Annotated in this window: 11 protein-coding genes and 1 rRNA gene; 11 read left to right on the forward strand and 1 reads right to left on the reverse strand. The window is 44.4% G+C overall.

What is annotated here, in order from left to right:
- Positions 1-34: 34 nt before the first annotated feature.
- The 8 genes from ACFSVM_RS24985 to gyrB all read left to right on the forward strand — a co-directional run bounded on the left by ACFSVM_RS24985 (position 35) and on the right by gyrB (position 10,133).
- On the forward strand, positions 35-1,396 hold the full coding sequence (locus tag ACFSVM_RS24985; RefSeq protein ID WP_379265201.1) for a GntT/GntP/DsdX family permease: 1,362 nt from the start codon (positions 35-37) through the stop codon (positions 1,394-1,396).
- Between the two features lie 126 nt (positions 1,397-1,522).
- Positions 1,523-3,070 (forward strand): gluconokinase, encoded by a 1,548-nt coding sequence (gene gntK / locus ACFSVM_RS24990; RefSeq protein WP_379265203.1) that lies wholly within the window; start codon positions 1,523-1,525, stop codon positions 3,068-3,070.
- A 603-nt stretch (positions 3,071-3,673) separates the two neighbouring features.
- On the forward strand, positions 3,674-5,020 hold the full coding sequence (gene dnaA, locus ACFSVM_RS24995) for a chromosomal replication initiator protein DnaA (RefSeq protein WP_379265205.1): 1,347 nt from the start codon (positions 3,674-3,676) through the stop codon (positions 5,018-5,020).
- A 217-nt stretch (positions 5,021-5,237) separates the two neighbouring features.
- The gene (gene dnaN, locus ACFSVM_RS25000) at positions 5,238-6,380 is read left to right on the forward strand and encodes a DNA polymerase III subunit beta (RefSeq protein WP_379265207.1); all 1,143 of its coding nucleotides are present in this window, start codon (positions 5,238-5,240) and stop codon (positions 6,378-6,380) included.
- A gap of 56 nt (positions 6,381-6,436) precedes the next feature.
- Positions 6,437-6,655 (forward strand): S4 domain-containing protein YaaA, encoded by a 219-nt coding sequence (yaaA, locus tag ACFSVM_RS25005; protein WP_047912552.1) that lies wholly within the window; start codon positions 6,437-6,439, stop codon positions 6,653-6,655.
- A 56-nt stretch (positions 6,656-6,711) separates the two neighbouring features.
- Complete coding sequence (gene recF / locus ACFSVM_RS25010) at positions 6,712-7,824, forward strand: DNA replication/repair protein RecF (RefSeq protein WP_379265210.1); 1,113 nt, start codon at positions 6,712-6,714, stop codon at positions 7,822-7,824.
- 15 nt (positions 7,825-7,839) lie between these two features.
- The gene (remB, locus tag ACFSVM_RS25015; protein ID WP_047912550.1) at positions 7,840-8,088 is read left to right on the forward strand and encodes an extracellular matrix regulator RemB; all 249 of its coding nucleotides are present in this window, start codon (positions 7,840-7,842) and stop codon (positions 8,086-8,088) included.
- 134 nt (positions 8,089-8,222) lie between these two features.
- The gene (gyrB, locus tag ACFSVM_RS25020; protein WP_076314131.1) at positions 8,223-10,133 is read left to right on the forward strand and encodes a DNA topoisomerase (ATP-hydrolyzing) subunit B; all 1,911 of its coding nucleotides are present in this window, start codon (positions 8,223-8,225) and stop codon (positions 10,131-10,133) included.
- A gap of 144 nt (positions 10,134-10,277) precedes the next feature.
- Here gyrB and ACFSVM_RS25025 read toward each other — a convergent pair whose 3' ends face one another.
- Positions 10,278-11,060 (reverse strand): YheC/YheD family protein, encoded by a 783-nt coding sequence (locus ACFSVM_RS25025; RefSeq protein WP_379265213.1) that lies wholly within the window; start codon positions 11,058-11,060, stop codon positions 10,278-10,280.
- A 385-nt stretch (positions 11,061-11,445) separates the two neighbouring features.
- On the opposite strand from ACFSVM_RS25025, the gene gyrA reads away from it, so the two are divergent.
- The 3 genes from gyrA to ACFSVM_RS25040 form a co-directional block, all read left to right on the forward strand.
- Positions 11,446-14,013: a DNA gyrase subunit A gene (gene gyrA, locus ACFSVM_RS25030; RefSeq protein WP_379265215.1), complete on the forward strand. Its 2,568-nt coding sequence runs from the start codon at positions 11,446-11,448 to the stop codon at positions 14,011-14,013.
- Positions 14,014-14,212: 199 nt separating this feature from the next.
- Positions 14,213-15,322, forward strand: coding sequence for an HD-GYP domain-containing protein (locus ACFSVM_RS25035; RefSeq protein WP_379265217.1), 1,110 nt, complete (start codon positions 14,213-14,215; stop codon positions 15,320-15,322).
- Between the two features lie 434 nt (positions 15,323-15,756).
- Positions 15,757-15,826: ribosomal RNA gene (locus ACFSVM_RS25040) — 16S ribosomal RNA — on the forward strand; the annotation flags it as partial.

A 15,826-nucleotide genomic window follows, 5' to 3' on the forward strand; every position in this document is an offset into this window, starting at 1 on the left:
TCACTTTAATTGGCTGCAAAGGAGATTTTGAATTATGGATAGTATTTTTGGACTTAGTCATACAGCCACCATGCTGATATGGACACTAATTACGATTGTTATTCTTATCGTATTGATTTCTAAATATAAATGGAATCCATTTGTCTCCCTGTTAATATCCGCCTTAATGCTCGGATTACTTACAGGAATGAACGCAGAAGATGTCATCGGCTCCATAACCGGCGGGGTTGGCGGAACACTCGGAACGATAGCTATTGTTATCGGTCTTGGTACAATGCTCGGTAAAATGATGGCCGAGTCCGGCGGTGCCGAACGTATTGCTACAACGCTAGTGAATCGGTTCGGTCAAAAACGTGTTCACTGGGCGATGATGATCGTTGGTTTTATTGTTGGTATTCCTGTATTTTTTGAAGTAGGTCTTATCCTGCTTATCCCGATCGTCTTTACTGTCGCTCGAAAAACAGGTTTGTCCATTATTAAGATTGGTATTCCTATTCTGGCCGGTCTATCAACCGTACACGGTTTGGTGCCGCCGCATCCGGCTCCAATGATTGCAATCGATGCATTTGATGCCAACCTAGGTATGACCATTTTCTACAGTATCCTGGTTGGTTTGCCTACTGCGATTATCGCAGGGCCTGTATTCGGTAATATTATTAGCAAAAGAGTACAAGTTGAGCCGCCAGCAGAGCTTGCTGAACAATTCTCATTAAAGAGCGAACGCGAACTCCCTGGCTTTGGTATTACTCTACTGACTATTCTGCTGCCGGTTATTCTAATGCTTGCCGGTTCAGTAGCGATGATTGTAGATCCAGCAGGTACAAATGGTCTCACCCATTTCCTAGAGTTCATCGGTGACGAAATTGTTGCACTCCTGATCTCTGTCGTCTTTGCACTCTTCTCACTCGGATTCGCACGCGGCTTTAACAAAAGCGAAATTTCGAAGTTTACAAGTGAATGTCTTGCGCCTACAGCTAGCATTATTCTGATCATCGGCGGCGGCGGCGCATTTAAGCAAGTGTTGATCGACAGCGGTGTCGGTAATGCGATTGCTGAGCTTGCGACAAGCATTAACATCAACGTTATTCTGTTTGCATGGCTCGTGGCGGCTCTGATCCGCGTTGCAACCGGTTCTGCAACCGTTGCGATGACGACAGCAGCCGGCATAGTTGCTCCGGTTCTTGGAATGTCTCCAGATGTAAGTGTCGAGCTCGTCGTTCTGGCAACAGGAGCAGGTTCCCTCTTCTTGTCCCATGTCAACGATGCCGGTTTCTGGATGATCAAAGAATTCTTCAATATGTCTGTATCCCAGACGTTAAAAACCTGGTCCGTTATGGAATGTATTCTTTCTGTAGTGGCACTGATTCTTATTTTGCTATTAAGCTTTGTCATCTAAAAACTCCATATAGTACACTGGATATATGTACACTTCATTGAGAATTGCCTAACACGAAGCTGAACTGCTAGCTTCGTGTTAGGCAAATTGCGTTACAAAATATATTAGAAAGAAGGCTCTTACGTTATGAAATCATACATGCTTGGTATTGATATCGGGACAACGAGCACGAAATCGGTCCTGTTTGAAGAGAATGGACAAGTGGTTGCAAAAGCAAGCGAGGAATACCCGCTCTATACCCCTGTTCCCGATGCAGCGGTTCAGGATCCGGAGGAAATCTTCCATGCCGTCATCCATACAGTTAAAGAAGTCATGAAGACAAGCGGCGTTACACCTGATCAAGTAATGTTTGCTTCCTTTAGTACAGCGATGCACAGTATGATCGCCATGGATGCAGCAGGGAACCCACTTACTCCATGCATCACCTGGGCAGATAATCGCAGTAACGAATGGTCTAGAAAATTAAAGGATGAGCTGAACGGGCATGAGATCTATCGCCGCACCGGAACTCCAATTCATCCAATGTCCCCTCTTGCCAAGCTGCTATGGCTCAAACATGATCACACCGAGCTGTTTAATCAATCAGCCAAATTCATTTCGATCCGTGAATACGTTACATTCAAGCTGTTCAATGAATATGTGGTCGATCATTCTATAGCCTCTGCAACAGGACTGATGAATCTTGAACAGCTGAATTGGGACGAAGAAGCGCTGCAGATTGCAGGAATTACTCCAGAACGCTTGTCCAAGCTTGTACCTACGACACATATTCTCGAAGGCTTAAATGAAAAATATGCGGCAGAGATGGGCTTGTCTGCCTCCACTCCATTCGTTGTAGGAGCTACCGATGGTGTATTATCCAATCTCGGTGTAAACGCCATACGCCCTGGTGAAGTGGCAGCTACGATCGGGACAAGCGGAGCGATCCGCACCGTTGTAGACAAGCCGGTTACTGATCCAAAGGGACGTACGTTCTGCTACGCTTTGACAGAGAAGCATTGGGTTGTTGGCGGACCTGTCAATAATGGAGGCATGATCTTCCGCTGGGTTCGTGATGAAATGGCAGCCAGCGAAATAGAAACAGCCAAACGCCTCGGTATCAGCTCGTATGATGTACTTACTCGTATCGCTGCACGTGTCAGCCCTGGTGCAGACGGACTGCTCTTCCATCCGTTCTTAGCTGGCGAGAGAGCCCCACTGTGGAATCCTGATGCTAGAGGGTCCTTCTTTGGCCTTACACTGCATCATAAGAAGGAGCATATGATTCGTTCCGTACTTGAAGGCGTCATTTTTAACCTCTATACGGTTCTGCTTGCCATGAAGGAACAAATGGGTCAGCCAAGCCGGATCCTGGCTACAGGCGGATTTGCACGCTCTCCACTATGGCGTCAGATGATGGCCGATATCTTTGATCAGGAGGTCGTTGTGCCTGAGAGCTTTGAGAGCTCATGCCTTGGAGCCGTTGTCCTCGGTCTATATGCTACAGGACGCACAGATTCGCTTGAGATCGTCTCAGAGATGGTGGGAACCACCCATGCCCACAAGCCGGATCAAAATCATGTAGCGATCTACCAGGAGCTGCTTCCGATCTTTATCCGTATATCCCGTAAGCTGACGGAAGAATATGAGGATATTGCGAAGTTCCAGCGAGAACATATTACCGCAACCGAATAGATTCAACATTACGCAAAAGAGCCGATCATAATGATCGGCTCTTTTGCATATCCTAGTTTCAATACGATTAATGAATATTAATGAATCGTTATATAAATTGCTCGGCTATAATTACGCCCTCAAAATATCCTCAGAGTGATTTACTCACTTTCCTTCGTTATCCACAGACCTAACTTCACTAAAAATACACAGGCTGCCTCCAATTGTTCAACAGATTTCTTCAATGCTAGAGGACAAGCTGTGAATAATTATTATCGCCTTTTGGGCATTCTTGTCGAAAACTAAACAGATTATAAACAATATATAGTGTTGTGATTAAAAATTATACACAAGTTATTGAATTTGTGGATAAAATCCTGAGATCCGTTGAAATATAAGCTTTCTTTTGCTATGATTATATTACTTTTGGATGTGAATATATGTTTTGATCCATAATATTATCAACAGCCTGTGGATAAAGTTGTGAACAATTTTGAGTTGTTCATTCTTTTTTTGTCTGAGGTCTTTTGGACACTGGGGATAAATTCTACAATATAAATTTTATTTCGACATTCCGCTCATGGCTCTGGGCCACATTTGGACGATTAAAAGGAGTGACAGTCTGTGGACAGCCATACTTCCGAACTATGGCAGCAAATACTATCAATAATTCAAACCAAGCTTAGCAAACCCAGCTATGACACCTGGTTTAAGGCGACCAAAGCCATTAAGCTGAATGATCAGTCTATCGTCATATCAGCACCCACTACGTTCGCTGTAGAGTGGCTGGAGAGCCGCTATACGAAACTTGTCGGTTCAACCGTTTATGAACTGCTCGGAAAACAAGTGGACGTTAAGTTTGTCATAGAAGAACACAAGACGGCTGAGCCGGATCCGCAGCAAGTGATCACGCCTCCTCCAGTACCACAAGAAGAGGCAATGGCACATATGCTTAATCCGAAGTACACTTTTGACACGTTTGTCATCGGCCCGGGCAACAGATTTGCACATGCAGCATCACTTGCAGTTGCAGAAGCCCCTGCCAAAGCGTACAATCCGCTCTTCTTATATGGAGGAGTTGGACTCGGCAAGACACACCTCATGCATGCCATAGGGCACTACATTTTGGAGCATAACCCCAGCAGTAAGGTCGTTTACCTCTCATCGGAGAAATTCACGAATGAATTCATTAATTCCATCCGCGACAATCGTGGTGAGAATTTTCGCAATAAATATCGCAATGTCGACATTTTGCTAATTGATGATATTCAATTTTTGGCCGGTAAGGAATCGACACAGGAAGAGTTCTTCCATACGTTTAATGCACTGCATGAAGAACATAAGCAGATTATTATCTCAAGTGACCGGCCGCCGAAGGAAATTCCGACACTTGAAGAACGGCTGCGCTCCAGGTTTGAATGGGGACTTATAACTGATATCCAGCCTCCGGATCTTGAGAAGCGAATCGCCATTCTTCGCAAGAAGGCCAAGGCAGAGAATCTCGATATTCCGAATGAGGCAATGATGTATATTGCCAATCAGATCGATACGAACATCAGAGAACTTGAAGGAGCCCTTATTCGTGTGGTAGCATACTCGTCTCTGACCAATCAGGACGTAACAACACATCTGGCAGCGGAAGCACTCAAGGATATCATTCCATCAAGCCGTCCGAAGATTATTACCATTCAGGATATTCAGCAGAAGGTTGGCGAATATTACAATCTGAAGCTTGAAGATTTCAAGGCGAGAAAAAGAACCAAAGCGGTAGCCTTCCCAAGGCAGATTGCGATGTATCTATCTCGAGAATTGACTGACTTTTCCTTGCCTAAGATCGGAGAAGCATTCGGGGGACGGGATCATACAACCGTCATTCATGCGCATGAGAAAATAACACAATCAATAAAGAGCGATCAGGAACTGTTTAAAGTTATCAACAATCTTATCGAAAAAATTAAAAACCCAACTTAACAAGTACAAAGCCTATGCACAATCTGTACACATGTGGATAGGCTTAATTTTATGCCTTTTGTAGGGCTTATCCACATATTCAGTGCGCCTATTACTATTACTACTATTTTTTAATAAATACTACATCAATATAGATGCGTCTTATCGACGCCAAATTTCGAAAAAGTAAGTACGTTAGTCAGCAACATCAAGCTTATATTCCCCAAGGAGTGAAACTATGAAAATCAGCATATTGAAAAGCTACCTGAATGAATCCATTCAACATGTATCCAAGGCGATCTCCAGCAGAACCACGATCCCTATTCTTACGGGCATCAAATTTGATGTGAATTATCAAGGCGTTACGCTTACTGCAAGTGATACAGATATTTCTATTCAATCGTTTATCCCTTTAGAAGAGAATGGAAAGACCATTGTTTCTGTAGAGCAGGCAGGGAGTGTTGTTTTACCCGCTAAGTTTTTTGTCGAAATTATTAAGAAGCTGCCATCTCAGGAAGTTCACATGGAAGTCAAAGATAACTTCAATACCTTTATCTCTGCCGGAGCTACAGAAATTCAGCTCGTTGGACTCGATCCCGAAGAATTCCCTATTCTTCCAAGCATCGAAGAGAACCAAACCTTGTCCATTCCTGGTGATCTGCTCAAGAATATGATTAAGCAAACGGTATTCTCCATTTCCACTCATGAGACAACACCTATTTTGACTGGCGTATTATGGAGTCTGACTGATAATGAGTTCAAATTTGTGGCAACTGACCGCCACCGCCTTGCAACCCGCTCTGCTCATATCGAAGGAGCCGATGAGATCAAATTCCACAATATTGTAATCTCAGGAAAAACACTAAATGAGCTGAGTAAAATTATTCCTGATCAAAATTCACTGGTTGATATCGTCGTTGCTGACAACCAGGTGCTGTTCAAGATTGACCGTGTATTATTCTATACCCGCATTCTGGATGGAACTTACCCTGATACTTCTAGAATTATTCCGAGCTCCTACAAAACAGAACTCGTATTAGAAACAAAGAAGCTCAGCGAATCGATCGATCGCGCGTATTTGCTGTCCCGTGAGGAAAAAACGAATATCGTTCGTATGCAGACACTGGATAACGGTGATATTGAAATCTCATCCAGCTCCTCTGAGCTAGGTAAGGTGCGTGAAGAGCTTCAAGTAAAAGATTTCAAAGGGGAGCCGCTCAAAATCTCTTTCAACTCGAAATATATGCTTGATGTGCTCAAAGTCGTCGAGAGTGAAGAGCTTATGATCTCCTTCACCGGCGTGATGAGCCCAATTATTTTAAAACCGACGGACAACAGCTCAAGCCAGTATGTCATTCTGCCATACCGTACAACGAACTAGAGCTGTGTATTATTTTTTTTGAAATAAAAAGTTATTCACATGAGAGGAAGTTTTTCGTGAAAAAAATAGTTATCCACAGTGAATATATTAAGCTTGACCAGTTTCTAAAGCTGGCCGATTGTGTTCCTACAGGTGGAATGGCGAAGGCGCTGCTGCAGGAGCAGGCTGTCAAAGTAAATGGCGAGATTGAAGAGAGACGGGGACGTAAGCTCTATGCTGGAGATCTTGTAGCGGTTGATGGAGAAGGCGAGTTCCAAGTCGAAGAAGCGAAATAGATGAGCGAACACCTGCTGCTTCCTCAAGAGGCGAGAGGCAAGGGAGGATGTAAAGTGTGTTTGTAAGTGACATTGAACTGAATCAATATAGGAATTACGAGCATTTAAAGCTCGAGTCCTTCGGGCCGGTTAACCTGATTATTGGTCAGAATGCACAGGGGAAGACGAATCTAGTTGAGGCGATATATGCTTTGGCACTGACGAAGAGTCATCGGACCTCTAAAGACAAGGAACTCATTCGATTCAATGCCTCGAGCGCACATATTAGTGCACATGTGGATAGAAGGTACGGAACAATTCAGCTTGATTTATCGTTATCCCAGCAAGGCAAAAAAGCAAAAATTAACGGTCTGGAGCAGCGCAAGCTCAGTGATTTTATCGGCAGCCTGAATGTGGTTATGTTTGCGCCGGAGGATCTGGAGATCGTCAAAGGGACACCGGGGGTTCGCCGCCGGTTCCTTGACATGGAGATTGGACAGGTCGCTCCGGGCTATATTTATCATCTCCAGCAGTATCAGAAGATTCTAGTACAGCGAAATAATCTGCTGAAGCAGTTATGGGGTGCTCCTGAGTCTCAGCAGATGATGCTCAGCGTTTGGAATGAGCAATTAGCAGAACATGGTGTTAAAATCGTTAAAAAAAGGAAACAATTCATAAAGAAGCTGCAAAAATGGGCGGAAACGATTCATGAAGGCATTACAGGGGGCAAAGAGAAGCTTGAGCTTGCTTATGTTCCATCCTTTGCTGATGCCCTCGAAGAAGATGAAGCTGTTTTATTAGACCTTTTTATGATAAAATTATCACAAACCAAGGATCAGGAGATCCGAAGAGGCACAACGCTAACCGGTCCTCATCGCGACGATCTATCCTTCTTTATTAACGGCCATGAAGTACAAACCTATGGATCACAGGGGCAGCAGAGAACGACCGCTCTGTCACTCAAGCTGGCAGAGATCGAGCTGATCTGCGAGGAGATTGGTGAATATCCGGTTCTGCTTCTGGATGACGTACTATCTGAGCTTGATCCATACCGTCAGACGCAGCTAATTGAAACGTTCCAGAGCAAAGTTCAGACGTTTATAACCGCAACAGGGGTTGAGACACTAAATACCAGCAAGCTCCATGATGCTCATATCTATCATGTACAGGCTGGTCACGTGGAACGTTAAGGAGATGAACGGACAATGTATATCCACCTGGGCGGAGACAAGATTATCCGCTCTTCCGAGCTCGTTGCTATTTTTGATATATCGATTGAAAAATCGTCCAAAATATCGAAGCAGTATATTACTTACTCTAAACAGGAAAAAAACCTGGAGATCATTGGAGAAGAAGAAGCGAAGTCGATTGTCGTTACCAAGAGCACGGTTTACTATTCCCCAATCTCTTCGACCACTCTCAAGAAAAGAGCGAATGTTCTAAGCGATATATAACGATTTATTGAGGAGTATCGTCATCTTGCGATAAGAGCAAGGAGGCGGTACTTTTATAACGCATTTGGCACTTTTATATACAGTCATAACACAATTATCAGATCCACTCTAATCTAGTGAAGTAGGTGAAAGGCATGTCTATGAATCAACCGACATATGGTGCAGATGAGATTCAGGTCCTTGAAGGACTTGAGGCCGTCAGAAAACGTCCAGGGATGTATATCGGCTCTACGAGCTCGAAAGGCTTGCATCACCTCGTATGGGAAGTCGTGGATAACAGTATCGATGAGGCTCTTGCAGGCTACTGTGATCAGATTGATGTGACGATCCACGAAGATAACAGCATTACTGTTGTCGATAACGGTCGGGGGATCCCTGTAGCAGAACAGGCCAAGATGAAGAAATCTGCCCTTGAGGTTGTTATGACCGTCCTTCACGCTGGAGGTAAATTCGGCGGCGGCGGATATAAAGTTTCTGGGGGTCTTCATGGTGTAGGTATTTCCGTCGTGAATGCTCTGTCCACCAAGGTTAGCGTTATTGTTAAACGTGATGGGCACATTTATCAGCAGGAGTACCGCCGTGGTGTTCCAGAGTATGATGTCAAAGTCATCGGCGATACCGACGAAACGGGAACAACGACAACGTTCTATCCGGATCCTGAGATCTTTACGGAAACGACCGTATTTGAGTATGATATCCTGCTTACTCGTATTCGTGAGCTGGCGTTCCTGAACAAAGGAATTGGCATCAGCATTACGGATGAGCGCTCCGGTGATTCAAGCTCGTTCCATTATGAGGGCGGGATCAAGGAATATGTACAATACCTTAACAGCAAGAGAGAGGTTCTTCATGAGCAGCCAATCTATGTCGAAGGGCAGCGTGAAAACATTCAGGTTGAGGTAGCCCTCCAATACAACGACAGCTATACAGAGAATATCTACTCCTTTGCGAATAATATTAACACCCATGAGGGCGGTACTCATGAATCCGGCTTCAAGAGTGCATTGACACGGATCATTAATGACTACGCTCGTAAGGCTGGCGTTATCAAGGATAATAGCAGCAATCTGACAGGGGATGACGTGCGTGAAGGATTGACAGCAATTATCTCTGTCAAGATCCCGGAACCGCAGTTTGAAGGACAAACCAAAACCAAGCTCGGCAATAGCGAAGTGCGCGGAGTTGTGGAATCCCTGTTTGCAGAGAAGCTGCAGGAGTTCCTGATTGAGAACCCTTCTGTTTCCCGCCGGATTCTGGATAAAGCCCTGCAAGCGTCCAGAGCGAGAGAAGCAGCACGTAAAGCACGTGAGATGACCCGCCGGAAGAGCGTTCTTGAAGTGAGTGCTCTGCCTGGTAAGCTTGCTGACTGTTCATCCAAGGATGCTTCGATCAGTGAGCTGTACATCGTTGAGGGTGACTCCGCAGGTGGATCGGCGAAGCAAGGACGGGACCGCCATTTCCAAGCGATTTTGCCGCTCCGTGGTAAGATTCTGAACGTAGAAAAAGCGAGACTCGATCGAATTCTCTCAAATGCTGAGATTCGTGCGATTATTACAGCGCTCGGTACGGGGATTGGTGATGATTTCGATATCGAGAAGGCACGTTATCATAAAGTGATTATTATGACCGATGCCGACGTCGATGGAGCCCATATCCGAACCCTTCTGCTCACGTTCTTCTACCGCTATATGCGCAAGATTATTGAAGCGGGCTTTGTGTATATCGCTCAGCCGCCGCTCTTCAAGATCGAGCGCAATAAGACTGTCCGCTATGCAGGTTCAGAGGCCGAGCGTGACCTAATTCTTAAGGAGTTCGGCGAGGGCGTTAAGGTCAATGTACAGCGTTACAAAGGACTTGGAGAGATGAATGCTGGTCAGCTGTGGGAGACGACGATGGACCCAGAGAGCCGCACGATGCTTCAGGTGTCTATTGGGGACGCGATGATCGCGGACACCATGTTTGATACTCTGATGGGAGACAACGTAGAGCCTAGACGCGACTTCATTCAGGAGAATGCAAGATACGTCAAGAATCTCGACGTTTAGTATTCATATAAAACAATATGTTTTACAGAAGGGGCCGGTATGGCCCCTTTTTCTGATTTAAAGTAGACGGGATGGCAGCTGAATAACTTCTATGGCAGAAAGTAATTAGGAGCTTACGCCAACGCTAGATTTTGCTGCGAATGGTTACATTCTTACTCTACCGTAGGCTCTAGCGTACTTTTTTATTTTTCGATAAATGCTCTTGTCCGGTAAATAGCCGAACACATATAAACCAGGAGACGTATTGACCTCAAGAATCCAGGGTCTTACTTTCTCATCCAGGGCGATGTCGAGTCCGATCTCCTTAATGCCAGGGTAGTTCTTTTCCATCTGTCTCGCCGTTTTGAGAGCCAAAGCGTTTAGTTCTTTCTTAAATTTCTTGGTTCCGGATTCACCGAGGTAGGGTTTCATCAAGGCTTCAAAAGAAGCGATATGACCGCCGCCGGTGATGTTAGTAATAACTTTTCCTTTGGCAGCGACTTTGCCGATGATTCCTGTGGCTTCCCATCTACCCTGGAGGTTCTTCTGAGCCATCACTCTCAGGTCGAAAGGGCGGCCCTGATGCTTAAGAAGTTTAATTCCGCGTTGAATCAAATACGACTTTCCATTCATTCGTTTTTGTATCTTTTGATGCAAGGATGAAATCGTAGTGTACGTTCTTTGCGTTTTTTCATAGTGGAGGACATGTTTAGGATCATTGGATGAATCGGTCTCATCACTGCTAGAATTTGTGGTTTCTACTCGCATAATTCCTTTGCCATGGGAACCATGCTCTGGCTTAACATATACCGTTAGGTGAGAGTCTATCATTTTTACCAGATTATTTTGATTGTACTTACGGGTTTCTGGAATATAGGCAGCAATTTGCGGATCTTTTAAGAGGACATCTGTCTTCTTCCATTTGCTTGAGACACGTCGTATGCTCACTTAACCACTCCTTTATTACTTAATCAAATGTAGTCAATAAATTCGCGGAGTATCATGCCTGCCGGAGGAAATCCATAGGACAAGGAGAAAAATCAGTGGTATAATAGAGGAATATGGCGTTTTGTGTGGATATGAGTAATATTGTGCAGCTGAATGTCCATTCTGAATCTGTACAGTATATGGTTTGCTCTTCAAAACAGGAAGGGCATATCCCTATAGGTAGATTCAATTAGAAGCGTGAATACGTTTAATAATGGACTTTTTGTCTAGGCTAGTAATAGAGAGAAATTCATTAGAAGATTTGGGCGTTAAAGCCTTGTTAGGCTTTTCACAAATACATTTTCAGCTTAACAATGTTGTTTGATAGACAAGAAGGAGGTCCAGCATGGCGGATCAAAATAACTCGCAAATTAAAGACCGCGATATTGGCGAAGAAATGCGCGAGTCCTTTATGGACTATGCGATGAGTATCATCGTCAGCCGTGCTTTGCCTGACGTTAGAGACGGGCTTAAACCAGTGCACCGTCGTATTCTGTTTGCAATGTCGGAGCTTGGAATGGCACCTGACAAGCCTTACAAGAAATCAGCGCGTATCGTCGGCGAAGTTATCGGTAAATATCACCCGCACGGAGACTCGGCCGTATATGAAACTATGGTACGGATGGCCCAAGATTTCTCTATGCGTTATATGCTCGTAGACGGTCACGGTAACTTTGGTTCCATTGATGGAGATATGGCAGCGGCAATGCGTTATACGGAAGCCCGCTTGTCCAAAATTGCAATGGAAATGCTCCGTGATATCAATAAAGATACCATCGATTTTCAGGCTAACTATGACGGAGAAGAGCACGAGCCGATCGTTCTTCCTGCCAGATATCCCAATCTGCTCGTAAACGGGGTAGGTGGGATTGCCGTAGGGATGGCAACCAATATTCCACCGCATAATTTGGGGGAAGTCATTGATGGAGTTCATGCAATGATTGAGAATCCGGATATTACTTCTCTTGAGCTGATGGATTATATCCAAGGCCCTGACTTCCCGACAGCTGGATTCATTCTTGGCCGTTCAGGTATTCGCCAGGCGTATCAAACAGGCCGTGGAACGGTTACGATGCGTGCGAGAACGACCATTGAAGAAGTGAACAACAAAGCTAGAATTATCGTGCATGAAATTCCGTATCAAGTGAATAAGGCACGTCTTGTAGAGAAGATTGCAGAGCTTGTACGCGAGAAGAAAATTGAAGGTATTACAGATCTTCGTGATGAATCAGATCGCAGCGGTATGCGAATTGTAATTGAGCTGCGCCGCGACGTAAATCCGAATGTGGTGCTTAACAATCTGTATAAGCATACTTCTATGCAATCCAATTTCGGTATAAACATGCTGGCCATCGTTAACAACGAGCCTAAGATTCTGAGCCTGCGCGATGTTCTGTATCACTACTTACAGCATCAGATTACGGTTATTCGCCGTCGTACGGAATTTGAGCTGCGCAAAGCGGAAGCACGCGCACATATCCTCGAGGGATTGCGAATTGCACTCGATCATATTGATGAGATCATCGCTTTGATCCGCGCTTCTGCAACGACAGATGCTGCTAGAGAAGGATTGATTGAGCGCTTTGAGCTTAGTCATGATCAGGCTCAGGCTATCCTTGATATGCGCTTGCAGCGTCTTACAGGACTCGAACGCGAGAAGATTGAGAACGAATATAACGAGCTTCTTGCCAAGATTGCAGAATATCGCGAGATTCTGGCGAATGAGCATTTGGTGCTTGAGATTATTCGTGATGAGCTGCAGGAAATCAAAGAACGTTACAATGATGAGCGCCGCACAGAGATTACGGTAGGCGAAGAAAGCATTCTTGATGAGGATCTGATTCCACGTGAGGATGTGGTTGTTACGATTACCCACACCGGTTACATTAAGCGTCTTCCGGTCTCCACATACCGTTCACAGAAGCGAGGCGGTCGTGGTGTCGTGGGTATGGATACCAAGGATGAGGATTTCGTTGAGCATTTGTTTGTAACCAATACACACAATTATCTGATGTTCTTCACGGATAAAGGTAAGGTGTACAGGCTCAAGGCTTATGAAATTCCTGAGCTTGGCCGTACCGCTAGAGGAACACCAATCATTAATATGATTCAGATCGAGCAAGGGGAGACTGTCAACGCGGTAATTGAGGTTGAAGAGTTCGAAAGCGAGAAGTTCTTGTTCTTCGCCACCAAGCATGGCGTTGTGAAGAAGACCCCGCTCGACGATTATGTAAATATCCGCAAGGGCGGACTTATAGCTATCCACTTGCGTGAGGACGATTCCCTTATTGAAGTGAAGCTTACCGATGGCAAACAAGAGATGATTCTCGGCACAGCTCACGGTATGTCGATTCGTTTCTCTGAAGATGATGTCCGTTCAATGGGACGAAGTGCGACAGGGGTCAAAGGCATCAACCTGGACGAAGAGGATTCGGTCATCGGTATGGATATTGTCGATTCAGAGCTTGAGGTTCTCATTGTTACGGCTAACGGATACGGCAAACGTACACCGGTGTCGGACTATCGTATTCAAAGTCGTGGTGGTAAAGGGATCAAGACGATCAACATTACGGAGAAGAATGGTCCAGTTGTCAGTCTGAAGGTCGTGAAGAACGAAGAAGACTTGATGATTATAACAACAAGCGGAACACTGATGCGCATGAGTATGGAGGGAATCTCCACGATGGGTCGTAACACTCAAGGGGTGAGACTCATTCATACACGCGAGGATGATTCTGTAGCAACGGTATGCAGAACAGATAAAACAGAAGAAGAGGAATTAGAGGCTATTGAGGATGTAGCTCTTATTTCTGAATCGGGTGCCTTGTCTGAAGATGCTGCAGATCCAGTTGCAGAAGACAGTGAAGAGAGCAGTCTTATTGATCCGGATACGGATTCTGAGAACGAAGAATAGGTTATCAAGAGAGATCCCATAATGGGGTCTCTTTTTTTTAGATCAACCATATAACAATGCTAAAGGTGAGACTTTAAATAAATGTTAATTAGGTCACAAACTCGCAATATACACAAGTTACCTGTAGGGATATAATGGAAAATAGAATAATATTTTTAATACTGCTAGATTACTGTGTTAAGAACGGAGCGTTAGCGTAATGGTTATGATGTCAATTATCGAATTGAAGCCAGGGACAAAGCTGGCCAAGGATGTACATACACCACTGGGAGGACTCCTTCTATCCAAAGGGAAAGTAATCCTTCCTCGAGATCTAGAAATTTTGCGAGCGTTTCTTGTACAGACCGTAGAAGTAGATATGAATACTGTGGGTTCTTCAGAAGGAGGATCTGCATATAGCACGCAGGAAGAGCAGGAGAAACAGATACAGGTAGATCAGCAGATCGCAGAGATTATAAATACAGCAGATCTTACTTCTTTTGAGGAAGAATATGAGCGTATGGTCACTTTGACGAAGAAGGCTTTTAATGAGGCCATGGCATTTGAGGTTCCTGTTTTCGAGCTTCGTACCCAATTTTCAATTCTTATACTACATTTAAAAAACTATCAAGTGCTTCATTTTAGTCCACGGTCGATAAAAAGAGATGATTATATGTACCACAATGCTGTATTGACAGCTCTAACCTCCTATTTAATCGCACAGTGGTGTGAGCTGCCTCAAAGGGACTGGATACAGGTCGCACTCGCAGGCCTGCTTCATAATATCGGTAATATTAAAGTGTCACCTGAGATCTTATACAGTACTAAACCGCTGGGCAAGACAGAAGAGGAAGAAGTAAGAAAACATACGACCCACGGATATACAATTCTTAAGAATGTAAAAGCGATCAATGAGGGGGTAAGATTAACTGCACTGCAGCACCACGAAAAAATCGATGGTTCGGGTTACCCGCTCCGGCTGGAGGGGCATCAGATTCATATATATTCGAAGATTGTTGCAGTGGCAGATATATTCCATGCCATGACGCTCGAGAGACCGTATAAGAGCTCACAATCACCTTACCTAGTGCTGGAGCAGATTATGCAGGAGTCATTCGGTAAGCTTGATCCGAAGATTGTACAGACCTTTATTCGTAAAGTGACACAATTTCATAATGGAGCGGTAGTCGAGCTGAGCGATCATCGCAGGGGGAGTATCGTATTTACCGATCGAGATCACCCGACGCGTCCAATGGTAGCTGTAGAGGGAGCCATTGTAAGTCTAGTGGCAGAGCGTCAGCTCTATATTAAAAGAGTAATAAATGAGTAACATATCAGGGGGTATCTCCATATCAATTGTAGAAAGAGATACCTTCTATAGAAGATAAAACAATAGATAATAAATTTCTTATAGAAAAAGCTTGCATTATATTTTTATACATGGTATATTCTAATTCCGGCCAAGAAATAAGCCGTTTCAAACAAGAACATGGCAAGTAAGCTTCGATCAGAAGTTGAAAAAACTTTTAAAAAAAAGCTTGCATTTCTAAACCGGACATGATATGATATAAAAGTTGCTGACGACGAGAGTTGAAACGCAACGAAGTTGATCTTTGAAAACTGAACAACGAGTGAGCAGCATTTTCGAAGAAAATGCTTAGCGAGATCATTCGGTACGTGTCGCAAGACCGTATGAATGGTTGAGCAAAATAAAGAGAACATTACGTTCTCGTCAGTTTTTCTAATTGAGCTTAATCGCTCTCTTATTTGGAGAGTTTGATCCTGGCTCAGGACGAACGCTGGCGGCGTGCCTAATACATGCAAGTCGAGCGGA

The organism is Paenibacillus shunpengii (assembly GCF_042684905.1).
Taxonomy (GTDB): domain Bacteria; phylum Bacillota; class Bacilli; order Paenibacillales; family Paenibacillaceae; genus Paenibacillus; species Paenibacillus shunpengii.

Coding starts and splice junctions, on each gene's coding strand:
- ACFSVM_RS24985 (WP_379265201.1), top strand. CDS start 35: ATGGATAGTATTTTTGGACTTAGTCATACAGCCACCATGCTGATATGG.
- gntK (WP_379265203.1), top strand. CDS start 1,523: ATGAAATCATACATGCTTGGTATTGATATCGGGACAACGAGCACGAAA.
- dnaN (WP_379265207.1), top strand. CDS start 5,238: ATGAAAATCAGCATATTGAAAAGCTACCTGAATGAATCCATTCAACAT.
- remB (WP_047912550.1), top strand. CDS start 7,840: ATGTATATCCACCTGGGCGGAGACAAGATTATCCGCTCTTCCGAGCTC.
- gyrB (WP_076314131.1), top strand. CDS start 8,223: ATGTCTATGAATCAACCGACATATGGTGCAGATGAGATTCAGGTCCTT.
- gyrA (WP_379265215.1), top strand. CDS start 11,446: ATGGCGGATCAAAATAACTCGCAAATTAAAGACCGCGATATTGGCGAA.
- ACFSVM_RS25035 (WP_379265217.1), top strand. CDS start 14,213: ATGGTTATGATGTCAATTATCGAATTGAAGCCAGGGACAAAGCTGGCC.